General features: G+C 60.4%; 22 protein-coding genes. All 22 read right to left on the reverse strand.

The features are described from left to right. Positions 1–33 precede the first annotated feature (33 nt). The 22 genes from obgE to GRI43_RS07355 all read right to left on the reverse strand — a co-directional run bounded on the left by obgE (position 34) and on the right by GRI43_RS07355 (position 25,616). On the reverse strand, positions 34–1,089 hold the full coding sequence (obgE, locus tag GRI43_RS07250; RefSeq protein ID WP_160730335.1) for a GTPase ObgE: 1,056 nt from the start codon (positions 1,087–1,089) through the stop codon (positions 34–36). Between the two features lie 91 nt (positions 1,090–1,180). Then, on the reverse strand, positions 1,181–2,278 hold the full coding sequence (locus tag GRI43_RS07255; RefSeq protein ID WP_160730336.1) for a hypothetical protein: 1,098 nt from the start codon (positions 2,276–2,278) through the stop codon (positions 1,181–1,183). A gap of 148 nt (positions 2,279–2,426) precedes the next feature. Continuing rightward, the gene (locus GRI43_RS07260) at positions 2,427–3,206 is read right to left on the reverse strand and encodes a Bax inhibitor-1/YccA family protein (RefSeq protein WP_160730337.1); all 780 of its coding nucleotides are present in this window, start codon (positions 3,204–3,206) and stop codon (positions 2,427–2,429) included. A 109-nt stretch (positions 3,207–3,315) separates the two neighbouring features. Continuing rightward, positions 3,316–4,122, reverse strand: a complete 807-nt coding sequence (locus GRI43_RS07265) for a pyrroline-5-carboxylate reductase family protein (RefSeq protein ID WP_160730338.1) — start codon at positions 4,120–4,122, stop codon at positions 3,316–3,318. A gap of 64 nt (positions 4,123–4,186) precedes the next feature. Next, complete coding sequence (locus GRI43_RS07270; RefSeq protein WP_160730339.1) at positions 4,187–4,693, reverse strand: type III secretion system chaperone family protein; 507 nt, start codon at positions 4,691–4,693, stop codon at positions 4,187–4,189. A gap of 138 nt (positions 4,694–4,831) precedes the next feature. Continuing rightward, the gene (locus GRI43_RS07275) at positions 4,832–6,604 is read right to left on the reverse strand and encodes an SPOR domain-containing protein (protein WP_235903631.1); all 1,773 of its coding nucleotides are present in this window, start codon (positions 6,602–6,604) and stop codon (positions 4,832–4,834) included. Positions 6,605–6,669: 65 nt separating this feature from the next. Continuing rightward, on the reverse strand, positions 6,670–8,364 hold the full coding sequence (ftsZ, locus tag GRI43_RS07280; RefSeq protein WP_160730340.1) for a cell division protein FtsZ: 1,695 nt from the start codon (positions 8,362–8,364) through the stop codon (positions 6,670–6,672). Positions 8,365–8,486: 122 nt separating this feature from the next. Next, positions 8,487–9,767: a cell division protein FtsA gene (gene ftsA, locus GRI43_RS07285; protein WP_160730341.1), complete on the reverse strand. Its 1,281-nt coding sequence runs from the start codon at positions 9,765–9,767 to the stop codon at positions 8,487–8,489. Continuing rightward, a complete protein-coding gene (locus GRI43_RS07290; RefSeq protein ID WP_160730342.1) occupies positions 9,767–10,672 on the reverse strand; it encodes a cell division protein FtsQ/DivIB in 906 nt (301 codons plus the stop codon). The genes ftsA and GRI43_RS07290 overlap by 1 nt, the downstream gene beginning before the upstream one ends. Continuing rightward, complete coding sequence (locus tag GRI43_RS07295) at positions 10,659–11,648, reverse strand: D-alanine--D-alanine ligase (protein WP_160730343.1); 990 nt, start codon at positions 11,646–11,648, stop codon at positions 10,659–10,661. Before GRI43_RS07295 ends, GRI43_RS07290 begins: the two co-directional genes overlap by 14 nt. Further along, positions 11,645–12,586, reverse strand: a complete 942-nt coding sequence (gene murB, locus GRI43_RS07300; protein WP_160730344.1) for a UDP-N-acetylmuramate dehydrogenase — start codon at positions 12,584–12,586, stop codon at positions 11,645–11,647. The genes GRI43_RS07295 and murB overlap by 4 nt, the downstream gene beginning before the upstream one ends. Positions 12,587–12,612: 26 nt before the next feature. Then, the gene (gene murC, locus GRI43_RS07305; RefSeq protein ID WP_160730345.1) at positions 12,613–14,037 is read right to left on the reverse strand and encodes a UDP-N-acetylmuramate--L-alanine ligase; all 1,425 of its coding nucleotides are present in this window, start codon (positions 14,035–14,037) and stop codon (positions 12,613–12,615) included. Further along, positions 14,034–15,230, reverse strand: coding sequence for an undecaprenyldiphospho-muramoylpentapeptide beta-N-acetylglucosaminyltransferase (gene murG / locus GRI43_RS07310; protein ID WP_160730346.1), 1,197 nt, complete (start codon positions 15,228–15,230; stop codon positions 14,034–14,036). Before murG ends, murC begins: the two co-directional genes overlap by 4 nt. Then, positions 15,227–16,483: an FtsW/RodA/SpoVE family cell cycle protein gene (locus GRI43_RS07315; protein WP_160730347.1), complete on the reverse strand. Its 1,257-nt coding sequence runs from the start codon at positions 16,481–16,483 to the stop codon at positions 15,227–15,229. The genes murG and GRI43_RS07315 overlap by 4 nt, the downstream gene beginning before the upstream one ends. After that, a complete protein-coding gene (gene murD, locus GRI43_RS07320; protein WP_160730348.1) occupies positions 16,480–17,808 on the reverse strand; it encodes a UDP-N-acetylmuramoyl-L-alanine--D-glutamate ligase in 1,329 nt (442 codons plus the stop codon). Before murD ends, GRI43_RS07315 begins: the two co-directional genes overlap by 4 nt. Continuing rightward, the gene (gene mraY / locus GRI43_RS07325; protein ID WP_160730349.1) at positions 17,805–18,875 is read right to left on the reverse strand and encodes a phospho-N-acetylmuramoyl-pentapeptide-transferase; all 1,071 of its coding nucleotides are present in this window, start codon (positions 18,873–18,875) and stop codon (positions 17,805–17,807) included. Before mraY ends, murD begins: the two co-directional genes overlap by 4 nt. Positions 18,876–18,898: 23 nt before the next feature. Then, positions 18,899–20,365 (reverse strand): UDP-N-acetylmuramoyl-tripeptide--D-alanyl-D-alanine ligase, encoded by a 1,467-nt coding sequence (locus GRI43_RS07330; protein WP_160730350.1) that lies wholly within the window; start codon positions 20,363–20,365, stop codon positions 18,899–18,901. After that, positions 20,362–21,861: a UDP-N-acetylmuramoyl-L-alanyl-D-glutamate--2,6-diaminopimelate ligase gene (locus GRI43_RS07335; protein ID WP_160730351.1), complete on the reverse strand. Its 1,500-nt coding sequence runs from the start codon at positions 21,859–21,861 to the stop codon at positions 20,362–20,364. Before GRI43_RS07335 ends, GRI43_RS07330 begins: the two co-directional genes overlap by 4 nt. Continuing rightward, positions 21,861–23,579, reverse strand: a complete 1,719-nt coding sequence (locus tag GRI43_RS07340) for a peptidoglycan D,D-transpeptidase FtsI family protein (RefSeq protein ID WP_160730352.1) — start codon at positions 23,577–23,579, stop codon at positions 21,861–21,863. The genes GRI43_RS07335 and GRI43_RS07340 overlap by 1 nt, the downstream gene beginning before the upstream one ends. Next, positions 23,576–24,106, reverse strand: coding sequence for a hypothetical protein (locus GRI43_RS07345; RefSeq protein WP_160730353.1), 531 nt, complete (start codon positions 24,104–24,106; stop codon positions 23,576–23,578). Before GRI43_RS07345 ends, GRI43_RS07340 begins: the two co-directional genes overlap by 4 nt. Next, positions 24,103–25,080 (reverse strand): 16S rRNA (cytosine(1402)-N(4))-methyltransferase RsmH, encoded by a 978-nt coding sequence (gene rsmH / locus GRI43_RS07350; RefSeq protein ID WP_160730354.1) that lies wholly within the window; start codon positions 25,078–25,080, stop codon positions 24,103–24,105. Before rsmH ends, GRI43_RS07345 begins: the two co-directional genes overlap by 4 nt. Then, positions 25,077–25,616 (reverse strand): division/cell wall cluster transcriptional repressor MraZ, encoded by a 540-nt coding sequence (locus GRI43_RS07355; protein ID WP_338090021.1) that lies wholly within the window; start codon positions 25,614–25,616, stop codon positions 25,077–25,079. Before GRI43_RS07355 ends, rsmH begins: the two co-directional genes overlap by 4 nt. Between the last annotated feature and the right edge of the window lie 172 nt (positions 25,617–25,788).

Raw genomic sequence — 25,788 nt, forward strand, 5'->3', positions numbered from 1 at the left:
AGAAGCTGCCTTACCGACCAGCGGGCGAAGAAATCAGATGGGTGACCATGGTTCGGCTTCATCAATGCTTTCTTCTTCGGCCGCATTGGTTTCCGTGGACGTCCGATCGGGCAGGTACGAGAGCACCGCATCAAGCAATTGTTCAATTCCCTGCCCAGTTGCGCCGGAAACAGCGAAAACCTCGTCCGCGCCAGCATCCATCAGTTCCTTGGCAAAACCTTCTGCCAGTTCGGCGTCGGCCAGATCGAGCTTGTTCAGCGCGATCAATTGCGGCTTGTTCTCAAGACCTGCACCGTATGCAGCCAGTTCTTCCTGAACTGTCTGCATCGCAGCCGCCGGATCGTCGCCTGAAATATCGACCAGGTGGATCAGCACGCGGCAGCGTTCGATATGCCCAAGAAAACGGTCACCGATACCGGCCCCGTCAGCAGCCCCTTCGATCAGGCCGGGAATATCCGCGATCACGAACTCGCGCCCTTTGTGATGCACCACGCCCAGTTTCGGCACGAGAGTGGTAAAGGCATAGGCGCCGACTTTCGCCTTCGCATTGGAAACTGCGTTGATGAAAGTGGATTTGCCAGCGTTCGGCAATCCGAGCAGGCCAACATCGGCAAGCAGTTTCAGCCGCAGCCAGACCCACATTTCTTCACCCGCTTCACCAGGCTGATGCTGGCGCGGCGCGCGGTTTGTGGAGCTTTTGTAGCTCGCATTGCCGCGTCCGCCCATTCCGCCTTCGAGGAATACGACGCGCTGCCCGACTTCGGTGAAATCGGCGAGTATTTCTTCTTTGTCTTCGGACAGGATCTGCGTGCCGACCGGAACCTTGATTACAAGGTCGTCGGCACCGGCACCGTAGCGGTCACGGCCCATACCGTGTCCGCCGCGTTTCGCCTTGAAATGCTGTGCATAGCGGAAGTCGATAAGGGTGTTCAGGCCCTGCACGGCTTCGAACACGATGTCCCCGCCCCGGCCGCCATTGCCGCCGTCGGGTCCGCCGTATTCGACGTATTTTTCACGCCGAAAACTAACCGCTCCGGGGCCACCGGCACCGGATTTCAAAAATATCTTCGCTTGGTCGAGGAAATGCATGACGCGCCTTTAGGGCCAATCTCTCTTATTGGCCAGCGATGACGGCCCCCATGTCCATGGCAGACACCGGGGGCATTGCCTCCAGCCGATATTATCCGTCTTCGTCAGGCAGCGGCTCAACGACCGGCTCGCTGATGAAAACGGGCTCCTGCGATGGTTCGGGCAAGGGTTGCTCCGTGATTGTAAATCCAGGAATTGCGCCGCTTTCAGGTGCAGCCGCTTCCAGCGTAGCACCGACCAGCGGCCCTTGTACGTTTGCAGCGGCTCCGGTTCCACCGGCACCGACCGCAGGTGCCGCCTGCGCACCGGGCAAGGCATCAACAACGACTGGCTGCGCTTGCGCCGGGTAAGGCGCTGCGGTGTAAACCCGCTCTTCACCGGTGTCCGACGGAGCAACTTCGACGCTGCGAATGACCGGCGCGAATCCGGCTGAACTCGCAGCAGGGGTCGCCGTATTGGTCTGTGTTCCATCACCCGCAACGAAAGTCGGAGCAGGTGCGAAAACAGCAGACGGAGCGAACGTCGATGCCGGCGCGTATTGCGAATCCCATGCCGCGACATTCACGCGGTACTGTTCAAGCTCAGTGTAGAAATTGTCGAACACGCTCTCGATCAACGGCAGGTTGGCCAACGCAAACGGTTCCAGCCCGCCTTCTTCCACCATCAGTGAAGCGCTGGCGATCTGCATCGCGGTATCGCAAAACGGCCTCTGCGCGGGCGGCAGAGCGAAATAATTGTAAACCTGCGTCATGTATCCGTCGAATGCGTCACGATATTCAGCCCGGCCATATTCGGCCCGATATTCCTGCGTGATCTGGTCATTCACGCGCGCAAGTTGACGCTTGTGAGTTGTCAGCAGCGATGAATACGCATCGACAAGCCCGTCATAACGCGGATCAAGACAATTGAGCGCCGCGACATTCAATGCAGAACGCAAATTCCACACCGATTGCGGCGTCGTGATGCCGTAGTTCACTGTCCGGCGAATTCCGTCGAGCCCGCGCGGCGGCACATACATTGTCGGCGTCGCACCACCAGGCGGCAATGGCCGCGGCGGGATAACCTTGACCGGAGGGGGCGGAGGCGGCGGTGGCGGCGGCGGAGGTGGCGGCGTAACGCACCCGGCAAGCAACGCCAGGCCCATCATGGCCCCGGCAAGACGAATTTTTGCTGCGTTCGTTTCGAACATGCTCCTGCGGCCCTCCTTAGCCCGCTTGATACTATGGAACAGCGAAGATTACGCTGACCTGAAGCGACCGTAACGCCTTAAGCAGACAAAGAAAATGCCCGGAATGCACATTGCACTCCGGGCACGTTCAAGTGAGTCTTATTTGCGACTATTCCTGGCTGCCGAGGAAGCTCAGCAGGAACTGGAACATGTTGATGAAGTCCAGATACAGGGTCAGCGCGCCGAGGATCACGAGCTTGCCCATTGGGTAAGCTGCCGCGACCGCAGGGTTGGTCATACCGGCTTCGCGGATCGCCAGATATTCCGACTTCAGACGCTGGGTGTCATAGGCGGTCAGACCAGCAAAGATCAGCACACCGATGAAGCTGATGGCGTACATCAGGCCCGGCGACTGCAGCCACATGTTCAGCAGCATAGCCACGATCAGTCCGACGACACCCATAATCAGGAAGCTGCCCATACCGGACATGTCTTTCTTCGTGGTGTATCCGAACAGGCTAAGCCCGGCAAAGGCCGCCGACGTCGCGAAGAAAGTCACCGCGATGGAGCTTGCTGTATACATCAGGAATATCGTCGACATCGACAGACCCATCAGCGCAGCAAAGCCCCAGAACATCGCCTGAAGCGTGGCCGTGCTGAACTTGTTACGTCCGAAGCTCATCGCGAAAACGATCGCCAGCGGCGACAGAATGATGATCCATGCCAGCGGGCCGCCGCCGAGCATGATGTCGGCTGCCATGCCCGAGCGGGCGAACAGCAGTGAAATAACGCCGGTCAGCAGAATGCCCGATGTCATGTAATTGTAAATCGAGAGCATATGCTTGCGCAGACCCTCGTCGAATGTGACGCCGCTCGCGACTTCGCCATTGATGCCGGGTGCTGCGCCGAAACCCGTCCGTTCGTTCCGGGTGTCGTTCCAATCAGCCATTACGATTCAACTCCTCTTCCGGATCCCCAATAGGCCCCGGCTCTGGTGACAATATCAGTGTTTAAGCACCATTTTTCAAGTGAAACCGGACGCAAAGCATTTCCCGGCATTAACCTTTTGCGGCAGGTCCCTTCGCCATTTCGGCTCCCCGGTCACGCGCGGCTCTCAAACAGTCGGTCAAAAGGTTCACCAGCGCGCCGCCATCGTCGAGCACGTCGAGCCCCTTTTGTGTCATTCCGCCCGGGCTCGCCACACGTTTCGCCAGCTGCGCCGGTGAATGTTCCGACCTGGCCGCAAGCGCACTCGCACCCTCCACCATAGCCAGCGCAAGCCGCTGCGCCTGCTGCTCGGGCAGGCCAAGATTGGTCGCCCCTGCCGCCAGCGCATCGATGAAACGGTAGACAAAGCCCGGTCCGGACCCTGCAAGGGCGGTGACCAGATCGAACTGATCTTCGGATTCGAGCCATTCTGCGGTCCCGATTTCCTCGGCCAGCTGCGTAACCGCGTGACGGGTTTCAGCGTCCAGTCCTGCCTCGAACAGGGCGTTGGGCGATTTGCCTATCGAACAGGCAAGGTTCGGCATGAACCGGACCCAGCCCGCCGCCCTTGCGAACCGCGTCTTGCAGGTGTCGATCGTTACTCCGCCGAGAACCGAGAGGAGCACAGTACCGGGTCCGATCAGCGGCTCCAGCCCGGCGGCGACATCGTCCAGCATTTGCGGTTTTACCCCCAGCAGGACTGCGTCATACGTGTCCGCAGGCCAGGCGTTGTGGACCGTAAGCCCGTGCGCGACTTCGGTTTTTGAAGGGTGACAAACCTCGAACCGCGATGCATCACTGCCAGCGGCAAGCCAGCCATCGACCATTGCGCCGGTCATCGTGCCGAAACCGACTATTAGGATTCTCCGAAACGCCATCGCATCGCTCCTGACATACACACAGCCGCCAACTGAAAATCCGCGCACGCCTCAGCCGACAGGCCTAAGCCTCCCCGGCGGCATCGATCAATGCGCTTTCCAGAGCTTCGGTCGGCGACTTGTCGCCCCACAAGACGAATTGGAAAGCCGGATAGAAGCGGTCGCATTCCTCAACCGCCGTTTCCACCAGCGCCTGAGCCTGATCAAGACTAAGAAGCCCGTCATCACCCAGCATCGCGCCATTGCGGTAAACCAGCACGCCGCCATTGGACCACATATCGAAATGGCCCATCCATATCTGCTCGTTAACCTTGGCGAGCAGCTCGTAAGCGGCGTTCCGTTTTTCCTTGGAAACCCGGACATCGGGCAGGCACAGCAATTGCAGCACCTTGTCTTCCCGCCGCCAGATCGCACGCAGCTGGAATTTCGCCCAGCTTCCCTGGATTTCTCCGGAAAGCTCTTCCTTCGAAGTGGCAGAAAAAGGCCAGCCTCGCGCCTCGAACAGTGCCGCCAGCATATCAACCGGTGCAGCATCGTCTGACGCGGTGAAGCTTTGCTCGCTCGCTCTCATCGGGTGGATCCGTAAACCATGATTGACGGGATGCAGATCACGCGCGCAGCTTGCAATGCGATGCCGGACAAGCGCTGGGGAGAAGTCATTTAGACTGTTCAAAGCTTGTGCAAAAGCGGCGCCGAAACCACCAGAAATTTACTTCAATTGATCAATTTCCTGCCCCTCGGGGCTGGTGAAGGTAAAGCTGTCGACACCATTTTCCTTGAGCGAATTCATGGTGTTGCGAGCCTCTTTCAGGCTGGCATATGGCCCTGCAAGCAGGCGATTTGATTGGCCCCAAGGTGTTACGTGCGGGTTTTTGCCGTCCAGAACACCTTGAGCCGACCGGCTGATCCGCCGCCAGTCGAACTTCAATGCAGACACATTCTTTCCGGTCGCGACCTGGACCCAGAACCGTTCAGGATGTTTTGGCGGCTCCGACGTTTTCGGCTCGGGTGGCTTTGCCACCTCGCGCGGGGGTTTGATCGTGGTGATGTCGACTGCACCTGCACCCGGCGCTGCCGTTGTAGACGGCCCGAGGCTGAAATTGGCAAACGCCTCGGCAACGGTGGCCGGGTCGTCCGGCGGTGTTTTCACAGGCGTATTGCTGGCTGCGATCGTGCTGACCACCACGGGTGACGCGCCCGATTGCGAGGCCCCCGCCTGAGCGAAATCGAAACTGGGGGCGGCCGCCTGCATATTTGCCGGTGGTACCGATGCCGGTGCGGCGGCTACCTGTGCTGCAATTGTGCTGTTCGCTGCAGGCAGTTCATTCCGCACCTGCACGTTATCAGCACTGTTCCGCACTGCGATTTGGGGCAATTCCGCAGAAGCAGTGACGGGCTTGGAGCCACTATTGGCGGCGAGGTCTGCAGACTGCGTCGCCTGTTCGTCTGGCTGCGCAGTAACCGGTGCAGGCTCAGGCGGAACTGCGCTTCTGCCGCGATCGGGACGGCGCCGTGGGCTCTTTGTGTCTGTCGCCGCACTGGCAACCCGCCGGCCAAGCGGCTCGCCCTGCGGCGCAAGGCGCGCATCGGCATTGCTCGCTGCAGAAGATCGCCCGGCATATTCGGCGATTCGGGGATCGTCGCGGCCGATCTGAGCTGCGCGCGGAAAAATACCCAGATTGGCAGCTGCAGCCTGCTGAGCCTTCGTCAGGCGCGGCATGTAGCGCAGATAAGGCGCAATCCGGGCCGACAGGTCGCGCGGCATCACTGCTTCTGCGATGGCAACCGCTTCCGTATCTTCGCCCAGAATTGCCATGCCGAACGCACGGGTCCGGTAAGCGGCAAAGTCCTGTTTTTTGAGGAGCGGATAAAGCACCTTCTCGAATTCGCTGCGGTTTCCGGCGATTGCGTGGCTCAGAGCTAGGCGGCGGCGTGTTTCGTCGTCATCTTTGCGGGCCATTGCCTGCTGATAGAAATTTTGTGCCGCAGCATTGTCGCCGACCAGATCGTAGGCCAGCCCGCGGTCACCGGCCAAGGCACCTGTTGCAGCGCCGGCCTGCTCTGCTTCGTCGAACAGCCGCAGGGCTTCCAAGGGGCGCTCGCGGCGGACAAATGCGCCTGCCAGCCCGACCTTGATACGCGCATTGACTGGCGAAAGCTCGTCCGCACGTCCGAAAAAGCCAATGGCAGCATCCACATCGCCAACCGCCAATGAGGCATTGCCTGCATCAATCAGCGCATCGACATCGCGTGAATTCCTGGCCAGCCTTTGCAGCGCCTCGCTCAGGTCAGTCGCACTTTTGGGGGGCAATGGCTGCACGACGGCTTGCGATACCGCATCCTGCGTCGGCTGCGCGGACAGAGGCGCAGCAGACGCCATCAAACATCCGAACAATGCCGCGCGAAGCGGTTTCCGTGCCGTCAAACCTTGCTGCATGGTTCCAGTTTCGGCCAACGCCAAAATCCAATCTACCTTTCGCATATTCCGCATCGGGTCCCCGGCAATAGCATAGCCGCATGAACCCGAGCGGAACGTTGCTTCGTAGATTACTGGTTGTTCTGACGCCCGAGGAAACGGGGAATGTTGAGCGACGAACCGCCTTCATCCTCGCCGTCCTCATCCTCGTCTTCTGCATTGCTGTCAGAACCCGAGCCGCGCGACAGATTGGCCATACGCTCGAACAGAGTGCTGCCCGCACCCGATCCGCCGCCACTGCCGCCCTCGCCCGATCCGGAAACCAGACCGCGCCTGCGACCGGTCTTGACCTCCAGCGGTTGATCTTCTTCAGCCAGCTTGTCGGCATTGAGAAGGAGTTCGTCCTGCTGCGAACCGGCGTCGGTGCTCTCGTCAGTTTCAACCTCGGCGGTCAGGTCCAGCGCATCATCATCGCTGCCTGCTTCGGAGATTTCATCCCAATCATCGTCACTGGCAGAAGCATAGCCCTCTTGCTCACCAGGTGAGGTCAGAGCGGTATCATCCGCAGGTTCCGGCAGGGAAGACTCTTCATCCGCATCGAACGGATCAGCAATCTCGTTCCGCATCCCGGCAAGCGGGTCAACGATGCCGTCGACATCGCCGTCATCCTCGCCCTCTTCCTCGAAATCGTCGTCGTCGAAAGACATTCCGGCAAGACCAGCGGGAACAGCGGAGGGTTCCTCTGCGAACTCTTCTTCGAATTCATCTTCGGCGGGCAGTTCAAGTGCCGGACGCTTTGGCGCACGCGATCCACCCAGGGAGAGCGAATGGGTATCCCCGCCACCGTCGACCTGACCGGCGCCGGGCTCGATACCCGTCGCAACGACCGAAACACGGATCTTCCCGTCAAGATCGGGATTGAAGGCCGAACCCCAGATGATGTTCGCGTCTTCGTCCACCAGCTCGCGAATGTGGTTCGCCGCTTCGTCGACTTCCAGCAGCTTCATGTCTTCACCGCCGATGATCGAGATGATCACACCCTTCGCGCCCTGCATAGACACACCGTCGAGCAGCGGGTTCGCGATCGCACGTTCAGCAGCTTCGAGAGCGCGATTTTCACCCTCGCCTTCGCCGGTGCCCATCATTGCCTTGCCCATTTCTTCCATAACCGACTTAACATCGGCAAAGTCGAGGTTGATCAGGCCCGGCATGACCATCAGGTCGGTAATCGAACGCACACCCTGCTGAAGCACTTCGTCGGCTAGCTGGAACGCTTCCTTGAAAGTGGTTTCAGCCTTGGCGATCAGGAACAGGTTCTGGTTCGGAATAACGATCAGCGTGTCGACATGGCGCTGCAGTTCGGCAATGCCTGCTTCGGCTGCACGCATCCGGCGCGTACCTTCGAACAGGAATGGTTTGGTGACCACGCCAACTGTCAGAACACCCTTGCGCCGCGCCGCTTCTGCGATGACCGCAGCAGCACCCGTGCCTGTACCGCCGCCCATACCGGCTGCGATGAAGCACATGTTCACACCGTCGAGCGCGTCTTCGATTTCCGCGACCGTTTCTTCTGCGGCTGCCTTGCCCACTTCGGGACGGGCGCCAGCACCAAGGCCGCCGGTGATTTCAGGGCCAAGCTGGATGCGGGTGTCCGCAACTGCTGTATTGAGCGCCTGCGCGTCGGTGTTGGCGACGATAAATTCGACGCCTTCGATTTCAGCCGCAATCATGTTGGCGATCGCGTTGCCGCCCGCTCCGCCGACACCGATTACGGTAATCTTCGGGCGAAGTTCGTCGGATGCCGGTGGGCCGATATTAATGCTCATTTTATACCCCTCCAAGGGATTGGTCGCATAATTTGATAGTCACATTCGTTTTGCCACAAAGCGAATCAACCCTGCAAAGGGTAAATCCTCTTATCCACAGTGGTTAACGCACGGAGTTCCACTCAGAAATACTCTTTAACCGCGCGAAATATCCTTCCGAACATCGCTGCGCCCGAAGCTTTCACGGTTTCCTGGTAGCCAGGCTCGATCGAGCGGATGTCCACCGGATCGTCTGCCGCATAGAGGCAAAGCCCCGACAGGGTTGCAAATCCCGGTGTCGCATGGGCCTCGGGCAGGCCGCGCAGCGATGGGGCCTTACCCACCCTGACAGGGCGGCCAAGCGCGCCTTGTGCAAACTCTGCGATGCCTGCAAGTTCAGCGCCGCCGCCGGTCAGAACAACCTGATTGCCGCGCGCGCCGGAGAAACCCATCTCCTTCAAAGCCTTGCCGATTTCGTCGGTCAGGCGCGAGAGCTGCTCTGTCACGACGGAAACGAGTTCGGCGCGCGGAATGCGGTTCTTGTCATCAGCGCCGCGAGCGGTTGTGCCTGCGGAACTGTCGCCCGGCCCATCAACGGGGATCATTTCGCGGTGGTCGCTAGGGCTGGCGATTGCAGAGCCGGAAACGCATTTCAGCCGCTCGGCCTGGAAACGGCGGATGCCAAAGGCTGATGCAACGGCATCGGTGATATCAGCCGAGCCAAGCGGAATGGCTTTCAATCCCAGCAGCATCCCGCCAGCATAGACAGACACATTGGTCACATCACCGCCGATTTCGACCAGCGCCGTGCCCAACTCCCGTTCCTCAGGGCTAAGACAGGCATGGCCAGCCGCGATTGGCGCCGCAACCACCGCTTCGACGTCCAGGTGCGCGTTCTGCACCGCTTCGATCAGGTTGCGGACTGGCGCGCCGTCGGCAAGCATCACGTGAATATCCACGCCAAGACGTTCGGCATGAAGGTTCTTTGGATTGGCAACCCCGTGTGCGCCGTCGAGTGTGTAATGCGCCGGCTGCGCGTGTAGCACCATGCGGCCGTCAGGCTCGATGGAATCGCGTGCGGTTACGAGCAATTGCTCGATATCCTCTTCTTCGATCCGGCGGCCGCCAATATCGATTTCCACCTTGGCAATCTGGCTGGCGAGTCCCGCGCCTGCACAGCCGATCCAGACGCTGGACACGCTGGTCCCGGCGTTCTTTTCTGCCCGCTCTACAGCATCACGGATGGCATAGGTTGCGGCGGCCATATCGGTGATATAGCCGCGCTTTATGCCTTGGCTGGCACGGTGGCCCGAGCCCAGCACGATCATCTCTCCGGTCTCCGAAATGCCCATGATCATGGCAGAGATGCGGAAACTGCCGACATTTACTGCGCCGTAGACTTTGGAAATGCGGGGTAGAGCCATCAGCTGCCGCTCCCGGTTTCAAGGCTTTCCTGCGCGCGGCCCGGAATACGCATGTAAATTCGCTCAGGCGCTCGCATGTCGAACGTCGCAACCTTTCCGCCGAGGAGGCGATTCACCCCGTCGAGCCTTGCGAAGGAAATCAGCGCGGTGGCCGCTTCCTTCTCGCCCTGCGGCAAGGCCAGCACCTGATCGGTGCTGAAGGTGAGATTCCAGCGGCGATTGCCGATCCATTCGGCTTGCGCAACCTGCGGCTTCAGCGCCGGTGCGGCATCAAGCAAATCCGTTAGCTGTGCGACCTGCTGCCTGGCACCGGGCCCGGCGATAACCAGCATCCCGCGTGCATTTGCCTGAGTGATCGGTTCGAGTTCCGCCCCGGTTGGATCGATAAGCACCATCCTGCCCGGTTTCCTGAGAACCGCATGGGGTGTGCGTTCAACGATGTTTACGACGAGCGTGTCGGGCAGTTGGCGCGAAACGCGCGCGTCCTGGACCCAGCTCAGTTCGAGCAATTCGTCGCGCAGCGTATCGAGTTCGACCAGCGGCATCGGCCTGTCGCGTTCGCCCAAGACTTTCTCGTAGACCTTCAGTTCGTTCATCCGGTCGACGCCGCTCACGCGAACATGGCGCACTTCGAAACCGGCGTCGGATGCCAGCCCGGCAATCTGTTGCTGTGCCATGGCCGGCACGCCGGCCAGACTAGCCACGAACCATGCCAGCGCCGCTGCTGCACCGAGGATCATCGCCAGGAAGAAACGCGTCAGCTGTTCTTCGGTGAATGGCAGCACAGCCATTGCCGAATCCATGAACGAGCCGGTTTTCGCCTTTGCCCGCCGAGCGGTGTTGGCGCGGCTCTTGGCTGCGGCGGAGCGGCGCACGCCCTGCCCTTTGCGTTTAACCGTTGCCATCTGCCCCTCCTTGCTGATCCGCACCACTTGCCGCGCTGCGAAGCGCTTCCTCGACGATTGTTTCGACGAGATCCGCGTACTCCATACCGCAATATTTTGCCTGTTCAGGCACGAGGCTGAGCGGAGTCATCCCCGGCTGTGTATTCGTTTCCAGCACGAACAGGCCGTCTTCGCCCAGTTCGTCATCCCAGCGGAAGTCAGTTCGGCTCGTACCTTTGCAGCCCAAGACCTTGTGCGCCCTGACCGCATATTCGCAGCACAATTGCGCGATGTTGTCGGGAATTTCAGCGGGGCAGATATGATCGGTCATGCCGTCAGTGTATTTCGCGTCGAAATCGTAAAAGCCGGATTTCGGAACCAGTTCTGTCACCGTCAGGGCGCGTGGGCCACCTTCGCCGTCGATAACGGCTGTGGTAAGCTCGCGCCCCTTTATGAAAGGCTCTGCCAAAAGGTGGTCAAACTGTTGCCACGGCCCTTTGGCATCTCTTTGAATCGGATTGCCGTAATTGCTTTCATCGGTGACGATCGCAACCCCGACCGACGATCCCTCGTTCACGGGTTTGAGCACGTATGGACGCGGCAACGGGTCCTTCTCGTAAAGCTCCGCAGTTTGCACGATCCGCCCACCCGGCATCGGAATACCCGCCGGGACAAGCGCTTGCTTGGTCAGCTCCTTGTCGATTGCGATGACAGAGGTGGCGAGGCCAGAGTGAGTGTATGGCACGCCCATCAGATCGAGCATGCCCTGCACCGTTCCGTCTTCGCCCGGCACCCCGTGCAGAGCGTTGAAAACGATGTCGGGCGCAGCTTCGGCAATTCGGGCGGCAACCTGCCGGTCCATATCGATCCGGGTCACTTTGTGTCCGCGGCTTTCCAGCGCGTCAGCCACGCCTTTGCCGCTCATCAGGGAGACGGGCCGTTCGTTAGCCCATCCGCCCATCAGAACCGCGATATGCAGTTTGCGCTTCGCATTCATGGCCGGCCAACCCTTTGAATTTCCCATTCCAGCTGGACGCCGGAGTTTTCATAGACGCGGCGCTTCACTTCTTCCCCCAGCCCTTCGATATCTGCGCTTGTCGCATCGCCGGTGTTGATCAGGAAATTGGTGTGTTTCTCGCTCACTTGCGCGCCGCCCATTTTGAGCCCCCGACAACCGGCATCATCGACCAGCTGCCAGGCCTTTCGGCCTTCCGGATTCTTGAAAGTGGAACCGCCGGTCTTGGTCCGTAGCGGCTGCGAGTTTTCGCGCGCTTCGGCAATCCGGTCCATCTCCGCACCGATTTCTTCCGGGTCGCCCGGCGTGCCCTGAAACCGGGCCTGAACGACCACCGCCCCATCGGGTAGCGCAGAATGGCGGTATGTATATTCGAGATCTGCTGCGGGCAGGACGATGCATTCCCCGTCCGGCAGGATCACTTCGCAATCGATCAGCACGTCTGAAACCTCGCGGCCATATGCGCCGCCGTTCATTCGTACGAAGCCGCCAACCGTCCCGGGAATCCCGCGAAGAAATTCAAGGCCGGCAATGCCGGCATCGCGCGCGGTGGAGGAGACGAGAATTCCGTGAGCACTGCCGCCACATGTGACAACGCAATTTTCATCCGTTTCGACCTGTGCGAACGGCTTGCCAAGTTTCACGACCACACCCGGCACGCCGCCATCGCGGATGATCATGTTGGACCCTAGGCCGAGCGCCATCACCGGAAGTTGTCCGCCCAGCCGTTCAAGGAAATCGACCAGATCCCCCCGGTCCGCCGGTTCGAACAACCAGTCCGCATTGCCCCCGGCCTTGAACCAGACCAGCTTGGCGAGCGGCGCATCCGCGGTCAGTTTGCCGCGGACGTTCTCGATTGGGACAGGCGTCGAAACCGCACCATCAACCTCGGATGCGGGCGCCGATCCAGTGTCGTTCATAAACCAGTCGTTTGGTTGATGGCCGCTCACGCCGCAGTCCGTTCTTTAGCAATCGCATCGGCCAGCCCGGCTGCCCATTTCGTGATGTCACCTGCGCCAAGGCACACGACCAGATCGCCTTCAACGATTTGGTCGGCAAGGGTTTTTGCCAGCGCTTGCTGGTCGCTGATTGTCGCTGCTGAACGGTGGCCGCGCGACTTCAGCCCTTCTACCAATGCGTCCGAACTGACACCTTCGATCGGGTCTTCGCCCGCCTCGTATACCGGAGTCACATACACCTGGTCCGCATCGTTGAAGCAGGTCTGGAAATCATCCATCAGATCATTGAGGCGCGAATAACGGTGCGGTTGCATGACCGCGAATACACGCCCGTTCCCGACAGCCGATACGCTTTCCTGCGCAGCCGAAAGTACAGCACGGATTTCAACCGGATGGTGAGCATAATCGTCGATGATGCTTGCCCCCCCGACGGTACCGACCTTGGTAAAGCGCCGACGCACGCCGCCAAAATGACCAAAGCCATTGCAGATCACTTCGTCAGTACAACCCATCTCGATCGCAACAGCAATCGCGGCGAGAGCGTTCTGAACGTTGTGGCGGCCTGGCATCGGAAGCTTGACGCCTTCGATGCGGCGATCTTCTTCACCGCGCTGGCGGACGACCACGTCGAATTTGTTTCCGCCTTCCACAGGTTGGACATTCACACCGCAAATGTCTGCCTGCAACGAGAACCCATAGGTCACGACCCGGCGGTCGCGGACCTTGCCTATCACCGCCTGCACTTCAGGGTGATCGATGCACAGAATGGCAGCGCCGTAGAACGGGACGTTGTGAATGAATTCCACAAAGGCGTCTTTCACCCCGTCGAAATCGCCGTAGTGATCGAGGTGTTCAGGATCGATGTTGGTTACAACCGCAATCGTACCGTCAAGGCGCAAGAAGCTGCCGTCGCTTTCATCGGCCTCAACCACCATCCAGTCGCTGTCGCCCATGCGCGCGTTGGAACCGTATTGCTCGATAATGCCGCCATTGATGACGGTGGGATCAACCCCGCCCGCATCCAGAAGTGCAGCGATCATGCTGGTCGTCGTAGTCTTGCCATGCGTGCCGGCAACCGCGACCGTGCTTTTCAGCCGCATCAGTTCAGCGAGCATTTCAGCGCGGCGAACCACGGGGATACGGTTTTCCAGAGCGTGCGCGACTTCGGGATTGGTCCGCTTCACGGCGGTAGAGATCACGACGACGGCTGCACCTTCAACGTTTTCCTTCTCGTGTCCGATCTTGACCGAAATTCCGCGCTCCCGCAGGCGCAGGACGCTCGGGCTTTCAGACAGGTCACTGCCCTGCACAGTATAGCCGAGATTGTGCATCACTTCCGCAATGCCGGACATCCCGATCCCGCCGATGCCGACGAAATGGATCACCCCGATATCAGTGCCTACGCCCTTCATGATGCATCATCCCTTGCCGCGCCATGCGCCGGCCTTGCTTCCTGCGATGCGCCGCGGGCGTTGTTCGCGCCAACCCGGATAACGTCCATCAGTTCGCTGCCGCCGAAACTCTCGACCAGATCGGCAAGGTCCCGCACCGCGTTGGGACGTCCGCAATTCCAAGCCGCATGAGCCGCCGTTGAAAGTGTATCGGGACGCTGCGCCAAAGCCTGTATCTGGCGCGCGAGTTCCTTGCCGGTAAAATTATGCTGACGGATCGAACGCGCACCGCCGCTTTGGGTCAACTCGCGCGTATTTGCTGCCTGATGGTCATCGGTTGCAATCGGCAGCGGGATCAGGATGGCCGGACGGCCAACCGCAGTCAGTTCCGCGATGGTAGATGCGCCAGCACGGCCAATAAATAGATGCGCGTCGGCCAGCCGCGATGCCATGTCCTCGAAATATGTGCCGAGTTCTGCCGGAATGTCGTGGCTGCGATACCGCTCACGCACGGCATCAATATCTTCCGGGCGGCATTGCTGCGTCACCTGAAGCCGCGCACGTAGAGCAGGCTGCAACATGGCGAGCCCGTCCGGCACCACTTCTGAAAGCACGCTGGCACCCTGACTGCCGCCAGTGACAAGCACGCGCAGCAGCCCTTCATCCGTAAACGGAGGAAACGGGTCGTCGCGCAATTGCATGACTTCGGCCCGTACCGGGTTGCCAACCAGATGCGTTTTCTCAGCGTGTTTTGGCTTAAGCCGTTTGATTTCCGGATAGGCAGTGGCGATTGCTTCAACCCGGCTGGCCAGCAACCTGTTCACCCTGCCAAGCACGGCGTTCTGTTCGTGCACCAGGCTGGGTATTTCAGCCGAAGTCGCCGCCAGCAGCGCAGGCAGTGCCGGGTATCCGCCGAAACCGATTACGGCGCTGGGCTCGAAAGTTTCGAACAGGCGCAGTGACATCTTGCGCCCTTCCAGCACAGCCTTGATGCCCTTGAACCATTTGAGCGGGTTCTTTCCAAACCGGCCGGCAGGCAGGACATGCGCTGGCAAAAATTCAGGCTTGCCCGGGATCGCCGCGCCGCGCTCGTCAGTGATCAGCGCAACATGGTGGCCGCGGCGGTCAAGCTCGGTCGCCAGCGCAAAGGCCGGGATCAGATGCCCGCCGGTACCACCGGCAGCCAGGACAAAATGGCGGTTCGCGCCGCTCATGAGCGTTTTCCTTCGTTCGTTTTTCGCATCGCCCCGAATTTCTTGAACGGGGGCACCTTGCGCAATCCGGGTGTCTCACGCGTGAGAAACGGATTTCGCCGCGTGATGGCCAGCAATAGCCCGGCGGCAAGACATACAGCGATGGTCGAAGAACCGCCATAGGATACAAGCGGCAAGGTCATGCCTTTCGATGGAAAAAGCTGCAGATTGACGAGGATGTTGATGAACGCCTGACCGCCAATCTGTGTCACCAGACCGGCACCGGCCAGCAGTGTGAACAGATTGTCTTCATCAGCCAGACGAACCAACACGCGGGCGATGATCGCCAGATACATCACGACGATGACAGCGCACATAAGCAGCCCGAATTCCTCGCCGATGACGGAGAAAATGTAGTCTGTATGCGCCTCGGGCAGGTTCAGCTTGCGAATGCCCAGCCATAGCCCGCTTCCGGTCCAGCCGCCTGCCAGCAAGGTGCGTTGGGCAAGGTCGACCTGATCGAATGCCGTACCCCCGCCAAGGAATGCGTCGATCCGGTTGCGGCCGTTTTCATACAGGAAATACACCGCGACAAGGCCCGCGATACCGCCGCCGATCAGCATCCCGATACGTTGGACCGAGACGCCCGACAGCAACACCAGAACGAACCACACACCGCCAAACAGCAGCGTCGCACCCAGATTAGGCTGCAACATCAGCAGGAGCCCAACAACACCCATGATTGCGGTGACGATTGCCAGCACCGGCAAATGCGGATCACGCAGCCGCCACGACAGGATCCACGCCAGCGCAATCGCAAAGCCAGGCTTGAGAAATTCCGAAGGCTGGAACCTCATACCCAGATTGATCCAGCGCTTCGCTCCGTTCACTTCATGGCCGATCATCGGCACCAGTACGAGGAAACCCAGCATTGCCGCTGCCAGAACGATCCCGACCCTGCGTGCGTTGTCGCGCGACAACATGGATGCGCCGATCAACGTGATCACGCCGAGGAACTGCCAGCGCAGATGCGCCCAGTAAAAATAGAGATCCGGCAACTGCACCGATGCCGTGGACAGCCGGCGCGCACTGGCCGGCGATGCTGCAGCAACAGCGGCTGTGCCGATTGCCATCAGCAGCAGAATCAGAAACAGCAGGACCCGGTCGACTTCGCGCCACCAGATCTTCAACTCCGCGCTTCGTGATCCGCGAAACTTCTCGGTCGCAGGTGCACGTTCGCCGGCACGCGGGATATAGGGCTGGCTGGCGCTCATGCTTCAGGCCTGCGGTCACTATCTGCGGCACCGTCCGGGTCTTGTTCGGTCAGTGTCCTAACGATCTGGCGGAAGTGTTCGCCGCGCTTTTCGTAATCACGAAACTGGTCGAAGCTGGCACAGGCCGGGGATAGCAGGATAACATCGCCGGGCACCGCATTCTCGACGGCGCGCCCGACTGCTTCGCACAGCAATTCGCAGCGTTGGACGGGTACCGTCCCTTCCAGAAGCTCTGCGAAACGGGGGCCGGCCTCGCCGATTGTGTAGGCTGTCTTGACGTTGCCCAGATGCTGTTCGCACGCGCCCAATCCATCTTCCTTGGGCAACCCGCCGACAATCCAGTGGAGCCTTGGCGCGGGATTGGGCGGATAGGCAGCGAGAGCTGGTGCAGCGGAATCGGCATTGGTTGCCTTGCTGTCGTTGATGAACAGCACCCCGTCATGCTCCGTCACGAATTCCATCCGGTGCGGCAGGCCCCTAAAGGACTGCAAACCGCGTTCGATCTCATCCGGAGTGAGATCGAGTTCCATGCAAACCTGGATTGCAGCAGATGCATTTTCCGCATTGTGCGGCCCTTGCAGCGACGGCCACCGCACCTGTCTTTCACCATCGATCGCCGGGATCGGATTGGTCGGGGACGCAAGGCGCAACTCGGGCGGGATGTGGGAACCTAGGAACGAAATATGCCCGCCGGACTGCATCGCGAACAGACGTGCCTTGCTCGCCGCATAGGCCGCAAATCCGTCATACCGGTCGAGATGGTCGGGGGTGATGTTAAGCAGCACCGCAATTTCGCAATCTAGACTGACTGTCAGGTCTATCTGATAGCTGGACAGTTCCAGCACATAGACACCGCCTTCGGGCAGCGGCTCCTGTTCCATGATCGGAATGCCGATATTGCCGCCCATCAGGGTCGGCACCCCGGCAGATTTGAGAATGTGATGCACCAGCGCGGTGGTGGTCGATTTGCCGTTGGTGCCGGTAATGCCCACCACCTTGTGCGGCGGCAGCGCAGAACGGGCCTGCGCGAACAATTCGATATCGCCGATCACCGGAACGCCGAAACGCGCAGCATGCCCGACGATCGGATGGGTGTTGAGCGGAACACCGGGCGACACGACCACGGCGGCAAATCCGCTCAGGTCAATCTCCAACGGGTCAGCCAGACGCGCGCGCCCTTCCAGCTTTTCCCGGGCCACATCCTGCCGGTCCCAAGCGATGACGTCCGCCCCGCTGGCAAGCAATGCTTCCGCCGCGGCGAGACCTGATCTGGCGAGACCGAGGATGGCATAGCGTTTGCCGGAAAAAGCGGGGCTGGTGATCATCTGAGCTTGAGCGTTGCCAGCCCCATCAGTGCGAGCACGATCGACACGATCCAGAACCGGATCACCACCGTCGATTCAGCCCAGCCTTTTTGTTCGAAATGATGGTGGATCGGCGCCATACGGAAAATCCGTTTGCCGGTGCGCTTGAACCAGAAAACCTGGATGATGACCGACAGTGCCTCCATCACGAACAGGCCGCCGACAATCGCCAGCACAATCTCGTGATGCGATGCCACAGCAATTGCGCCCAGAGCCCCGCCCAGGGCAAGACTGCCGGTATCGCCCATGAACACAGCGGCAGGGGGCGCGTTGAACCACAGGAAAGCGAGGCCGGCACCCATGATCGCAGCACACAGGATCGCAAGCTCGCCCGCCCCCGGAACATGGGGAATGCCAAGATAGGCGGAGTAATCCACACGGCCCACAAGATAGGCGATGATCGCGAAGGTGCCTGAGGCGATGATTACCGGCATGGTCGCAAGACCATCCAGCCCGTCGGTGAGGTTCACCGCGTTACCCGCCCCGACAATAACGACGGCGGCAAAAACATAATAGAACGGGCCAAGCGGGATCGATACGTCCGACAAGAACGGGACATAGAGGTTGGTGTTTATCTGGCTGACGATCAGGTAGGATGCGACACCGGCCACGGCGAATTCCATCAGCAGGCGAACCTTGCCTGACACACCCTTGTGACTGGCCTTGGTGACTTTGTCGTAATCGTCAAGGAAGCCGATCAGGCCAAATCCCACCGTCACAGCCAGACAGGCCCAGACAAACGGGTTTCGCAAATCCATCCACATGACCATCGAAAATGTCAGCGAGATCAGGATCATCAGGCCGCCCATCGTTGGTGTGCCAACCTTTGCCAGATGGGTTTGCGGCCCATCTTCGCGGATTGGCTGCCCTTTGCCCTGGCGGACACGCAGCATGTTGATGAAACGGGGGCCGATGATCAGGCCGATCACCAGCGCGGTCATCAGCGTCGCCCCGGACCGGAAGGTCTGGTAACGGATGAGGTTAAAAATTCCCTCGAAATTCAGCCACTCGGCGATCAAATAGAGCATTAAGGCTTCCCGCCCCCCACGTTCTAGTTCCTGGCCGTGAAATGCGCGACCACCCTGCCCAGACCAACTGAGTTGGAGCCTTTGACCAGGATCGCGTCCCCCGACGTGATTCCGAATTCTTCAAGCGCCGAAATGGCCTCTGCAGGACCTTCGCAATGCGCGAAGCTGAGACCCCCTGCAAGCGCATCCGCAGCGCCTTTCCCCAAGTCCCTGACGAGGGCTTTCATCTCTTTACCAACCAATATGGCAAAATCGACATTCGCCTCGGCCAGCGGTTCGGCCAGCTGGGCATGAAAACGGGGAGCAAAATCACCCAGTTCCTTCATCGAACCAAGTACCGCAACGCGCCGCGTCGCTGGCGTCTGGCCCAATTGGCGCAAGGTTGCCCGCATGGATGCAGGATTGGCGTTGTAACTTTCGTCGATCAGCAATGCCTTGCCGCTGATTGCAGTGATCTGGTGGCGTGCGCCGCGCCCTTTCAGGCCGCCCATCTCCGCCAGCGCCAGTCCGGCAGATCCCAGATCGCCGCCAGCGGCGCGCACAGCGGCCATGACCGCCAGCGCATTGCTGATCCAGTGGTCGCCCGGCTCAGCAACTGAAAAGCACAGCCGAGTCTCGCCGAGGTCCGCCGTTACCAGCGACCCGCCATTGGCAGATGGAATCGCATCGAGCAGACGCACATCGGCATGGCGCGCGCGGCCGAACGACACGATGTTGACACCGTGTTTCGCCGCGGCCGCTTTCAATTGTTCGAATTGCGGGCTGTCGGCCGGGATCACTGCGGTTCCGCCCGGCACAATACCTTCGAAAATCTCTGCCTTGGCATCTGCGATGGCTTCGATACTACCGAGGTTTTCGATGTGGGCTGGCGCAATCGTAGTGATCACCGCCACGTGCGGCTTCACCTGATTGGTCAGGCCTGAAATTTCGCCAACGTGGTTCATGCCCATTTCAAACACGCCGAACTTGCTCCGCGCAGGCATTCTGGCGAGGCTGAGCGGCACGCCGACATGGTTGTTGTAACTGCGGACGGAACGATGCGTTGCGCCGTGGCTTGCGCGGTCCAGACCGGCAAAGATTGCCTCTTTCACACCCGTTTTGCCGACTGATCCGGTTACCCCGATACGAACCGCCGTGCTGCGTTCGCGGGCCGCGGCTGCCAGCAATTCCAGCGCTTCGTTGGTGTCGGACACGAGGATGTGCGGCTGTTCAATCGGATGATCGACAACGGCTGCGGTTGCACCGTTCGCAAATGCTTTGTCGAGAAATTTGTGCCCATCGGTCGCTTCGCCTTTGAGCGCGAAGAAAAGGTCCCCGGAACGCACATCGCGGGAATCGATTTCGACGCCGGAAATCTGGAAATCGCAGCTGGCTGTACCGCCGGTCGCCGCAGCAATGCTGGCCGCATCCCACAATGCCAGACCGATGGCATCGCGTTTGCGAACAGGCCATGCGCGCAGCGCAGGGTGGCGGTTGCTCAATGCACTCATTCTTCGGTTCCCCATGCTTCCTTGCCCAGCTTCACGCCGCATTCGCGTGCCACCTCGACATCGTCGAATGGCAACACGCGTGTATTCTCTCCCGAGCCGATGATCTGGCCCTTCTCATGACCCTTGCCGGCGATCAGGATGATGTCGTTTTTGCCCGACATTTCCATTGCGCATTCAATCGCTTCTCGGCGGTCGCCGATCTCGCGCCCCTTGCCATTGGCACCGGCAAGCACTGCTGCGCGGATGGCGACCGGATCTTCACCGCGCGGATTGTCGTCGGTCACGATAATTTCGTCGGACAGGCGCGCGGCAACTTCGCCCATTGGCCCGCGTTTGCCCTGGTCGCGGTCGCCGCCCGCACCGAACACGGTGATCAGGCGTCCTGTGACGTGCGGGCGCAGCGCGACAATCGCGGATTCGAGCGCATCGGGTGTGTGGGCATAGTCGACATAAACCGGCGCGCCCGACGGGCTGATCAGCGCACGTTCCAGCCTGCCGCGCACTGGCTGCAAGCGGCCCACCGCATCGAACACCATTCCCGCATCGCCGCCCGTTGCAAGCGCAAGTCCTGCGGCGACCAGCGCATTCGCAGACTGGTAGGCGCCGATCAGCGGAAGTTTGATAGTGCGTTTCTGACCCGCATGCTCGATCTCGAGTTCCTGACCCAGCTGGGTCGGCGTATGGGAGAGCAGGCGGATCCCGTTTTGATCGTTAGCCCCCTGCTCACCCACAGTGAACACGCGCAAATTACGCCGCTGTGCGTGTTCGATAGCCCGTTCGGTCCACTCGCCAGTACCCGTCCAGACTACGATCGTTGCATCGTCATTCACGACTTCGTCGAAAAGCCGCATCTTGGCCGCGAAGTAATCCTCCATATCGGCATGATAATCGAGGTGATCGCGGCTGAAATTGGTAAACCCGGCCGCCACGACCGGAAGCCCTTCGTTGCGGTATTGCGACAGGCCGTGGCTCGAAGCTTCGAATGCAACATGGGTAACGCCCTCACGCGCCAGTCCGCTCATGTTCGAGTGGAAAGTGACGATATCGGGAGTGGTCAGTCCGGTCGAAACCGAACCATCCGGGGTTGTTACGCCCAAAGTACCGATTGATGCCGCGCGGTGTCCGCACATGCGCCAGATCTGGCGCGTCATTTCGGCGGTCGAAGTCTTTCCGTTTGTGCCCGTGACAGCAACGATTGTTTCAGGCACCGGCTGGAAGAATTGTGCCGCCAGCCGTGCGAATACCCGCCGGGGTTCAGGGTCAGCAATGTGGACCGCGCCCTCCACGCGTGCTTCGGGCCTGGCGACAACGGCAACTGCGCCTGCCTCGACCGCGGCGGGAATGAAATCTTCGCCGTTGACCTGCGAACCCTGGAACGCGCCAAAGACAGTGCCCGGCGCGACCTTGCGGTTATCGATGGCGAAACCGGTGACGTTGATTTCAGCGCCCTCTGGGCACTCGATTCCGGCGGCTTGGGCGATCTTTGTCAGGCGCATCAGTCAGCCTTCGCGATCAGGGGTTTGAGGTCGCTGATATCGATATCGCGCGTGGTGTCGGGCCGCACGCCGAGGATCGGCCCGATACGCGGGACCAGCTTGCCGACGATCGGCGCGGCGTTCCATGCGGCGGTGCGCTGGAACGAACTTGCGGCGGTGCCTTTTGGTTCATCCAGCATCGCGATCACGACATAGCGCGGCTTGTCCATCGGGAAGGCGGCGGCGAAGGTCGAAACCAGAGAGCTGCGGCGATACCCGCCCGCACCCGGCTTTTCCGCGCTGCCGGTCTTGCCGCCGACCCGGAACCCGGGTGCGTCTGCGTTGCGGCCGGTGCCGTACACTGCGATCATGCGGAGCAACTGGCGCATCCGTGAAGAAGTCGATGCCTTGAACACACGGCGGCCCTTGGGTGCCTTGCCCGGCGCGAGCTTGTGCATTGTCGCAGGGCGCCAGACACCGCCATTTACCATCGCAGCATAGGCGCTGGCGAGGTGCAGCGGTGTCACCGCAATGCCGTGGCCATAGCTGACAGTCATGTTGCGCAGGCGCGGCCAGTCATCGCCCGGCCAGATCGGGAAACCCTTTGCTGGCAATTCGATATAGGGCCGCTCGTTCATGCCAAGATCTACCATTGTGCGGCGCAGGCGCTCTGCCCCCAACTCGTCGGCGATCCGTGCAGTTGTCGTATTGGAAGAATGGATCAGCGTCTCGGCCACGTTGAGGTGGTTGCCGATGAAGTGGCTGTCCTTGATGCTGAAACGGCCAACTTTCACCGGCGAGGCATCATAGCGGCGACCAAAATCGCGCACCGTGCCTGCATCGATCGCCGCTGCTACCGTGAGCGGCTTGAAGGTGGAGCCGAGTTCGTAAACCTGATTGGTCACCCGGTTGAACATATGGTCGACGCCCTTGGCATCAATCTTGTTCGGATCAAATTCGGGCAAGGATGCAAGCGCCATCACCTCGCCGGTATCGACGTCCAGCACGATCCCTGCGGCGCCCATCGCATTGGTCGCCAGCATGCCGCGGCGCAGCTCGTCTTCCAGCGCACCTTGGGCGCGCATGTCGATCGAGAGAGCAACGGGAGTTCCGCGAACTGCCGGGTCCATAAGGCGCGCGTCGAGCACCTGCTCCATGCCGACCTTGCCTTTACCTTCGGCATCGACATAGCCGAGCACATGGGCTGCCATCGATCCTTGCGGATAGTGGCGGTCGGTTTCGCGGGGCATTTCCAGCGCCAGTTCGCCCAGCGCCATGACTTCGTTTGCCTGTTCTGGCAGAACGCGGCGGCGCAGATATCCCGGCCGGCCAGCCGCGAGTTTTTCCGCGGTGACATCAATGTCCATCTCAGGAAAAATGCGGTTGAGTTCCTGCGCGATTTCACGCGGGTTCTTCACCAGCGGATTATCAGCATCGCCCAAGGCCTTGGGGTTATACCACAGCGCATAGGCCGGGAATGCGCGCGCCAGCGGGACACCGTTGCGATCAGTCAATTCCCCGCGCGGCGGCAGCAGCGCATCTTCCAGCGAAGTCGCACGGTAAGTCTGATCGGTGAAACCAAGATAGCCAATCCGGGCCACGGCCGCGCTCGCCACCAGAGCAAAGATGATGGCAACCCACAGCACCCGCAGACGCGCCGTGCCTACGGCCAGTTCGCGGACGGATGTAAGCTGGAAACGGCTGGTCGAAATTGCAGTGCTGACTGCCATCCCGTTCATTCCGGCAGCTCCGCAATCGACCGCTCCAGCGGATTATCGAGCGAAAGGCGTTCTGCCAGCGAAGATGGGGCGGACATGGGCGAGCGGCGCCGCTCGCCGGTATTCCCGCCGTCCGAGCGTTCAGGCTGCAAAGTCTCGCCGGTCAGCGGCGAAACCATCAATGCGAAGCTCGACTCTTCACCTTCAACTGGAGCGCGGGCAACACGGATCGGTTCGGGCGCGGTGGCACCGCGGGGAACGCCCAGGCTCGCAAGCTGACGCTCATTCTCGAGGTACTGGTCCGCATTCGGTGCAGAAAGACCGAATTCGATCCGGTTCCAGTCGGCCAGCTGCTGCTGATTGGCGCGGGTCTGAAATTCTGTTTCCAGCAGCAATGTCTCACGCTCCAGCGCGATGAGCTGGCGTTCGGCAAGCCGGACTTCGCTCTTCACGGCATTCACACGGAAAGTGAGCGCGACAAAACCGGTGATGCAGACACTCAGCACCACGGCCCAGCCGATCTGGCGAAGACGCGAACCGCGCATCATGCTGCCTCCCTCGCGGGGGCGGCTGTGCGAACGGCATAGCGCAGGGTTGCGGAGCGCGAACGGGGGTTGTCGTTCACTTCACGCTCGCCGGCACGAATTGCCTTGGACACATCGCGATAGATTGCCGGCTCGGATTCGATTTGCGGCAAGTGACGCGAACCGCCGGTGCTGCCGCTGGCATCCTTGAGGTAACGTTTGACGATACGGTCTTCGAGGCTGTGGAAACTGACCACGGCAAGACGGCCGCCCTCACCCAGCAGTGCCTCTGCAGCAGCCAACCCCTCGTGCAACTCATCCAGCTCCGCATTCACGTGAATACGGATTGCCTGGAAACTGCGGGTGGCCGGGTCTTTCTGCGGGCGCTTCGTGTATTCGCCCGGGCGGTAACCCAGTGCCTTGCGAACCACGCGTGCGAGGTCGCCGGTCGTCTCCAGCGGGCGCGCCGCAACGATCGCCCGGGCGACCCGGCGCGACTGGCGTTCTTCGCCGTAATCATAAAGGACGTCGGCGATCACGTTTTCGTCGGCGGAATTGAGGAAATCCGCCGCGCTTTCGCCCTCTTGCGACATACGCATATCGAGCGGTCCATCAGCCGAGAAGGCAAAACCGCGCTCCGCCTGATCAAGCTGCATCGACGATACGCCGATATCCATTGTAATGCCGTCGACCGCTTCGATCCCGGCATCATTCATAGCCTCTGCCATTTCCGAGAAACGCCGCGCATGGAGCACAAGCCGGGGCGGATTTTCGCGTGTTTCAGGCCATTTCTCGCCCGCCTCGATCGCGTCGGGGTCGCGGTCGAAAGCGTGGACGGTGGCTCCTGCATCGAGCAGCGCGCGGGTGTATCCGCCAGCACCGAAAGTCGCGTCGATGATGACGTCGCCTTGCTCGGGCGCAAGCGCCGCAACGACCTCTTGCAACAGCACGGGAATGTGCGGAGCGGTGTTCGCAGCTGTGTTCGGAGCGCCGGTCATTTGCGCTTCGCCTTCGCCGCAATGTCGGCCAGCAGCCCTTGGCAACCGGCTTTCGCAGCACGCCATTCGTCGCCCTGCCGGTCGAGGACTTGCGGGTTCCAGATTGTGAAGAACCGGCCGCCACCGCGAAAGAACAGTGCATCTTCGATCAGGCCATCGGTCTTGATGAAGTCGGGCATGGTGAAGCGGCCGCTGTCATCAAAGGGAATTTTCTCGAAACCGAACAACTGGCTGGCGCGCAGTTCACGGTCGTATTCGCGGCCAAGGCGCAGGGCAGCATCTTCTTCGCGGTCAAGCTGGGTTTCAAGCTCTGCTTCTCGGGAAAGGCCGAAGCCAACCAGACAATCCCAGCGGTCATGCTTGGCAAGGCAGAGGATGCGATGCCCATCGCTGGATTCCTTGACGGTTTTTCTGAAGTCGGAAGGCACAACGAACCGACCTTTGTCCCCCAGAAGGGTCAAAGCCTGTCCACTGTAACTATGAAGTGCTCCCGCCACTTCGCCCCAATCCTCTGCCGAACAAAACCCCTGAGGCACGCCTTCTCCGCTTCCGCCCGCGCATAAGCTCGGGTGGCTCGCCCCGAAGAATCGGAGCGCAGCAAAAAACGACTTGCCTGATGGAAGACGGTATTACCCCGCGAGATGCGGGGATGGAAGGGAAAATTAAGGGTTTAATGGGGATATGCTGATAAGTATTTGTTTTACCTAG

The sequence above is a fragment of the Pontixanthobacter luteolus genome, from assembly GCF_009828095.1.
Lineage (GTDB): Bacteria > Pseudomonadota > Alphaproteobacteria > Sphingomonadales > Sphingomonadaceae > Pontixanthobacter > Pontixanthobacter luteolus.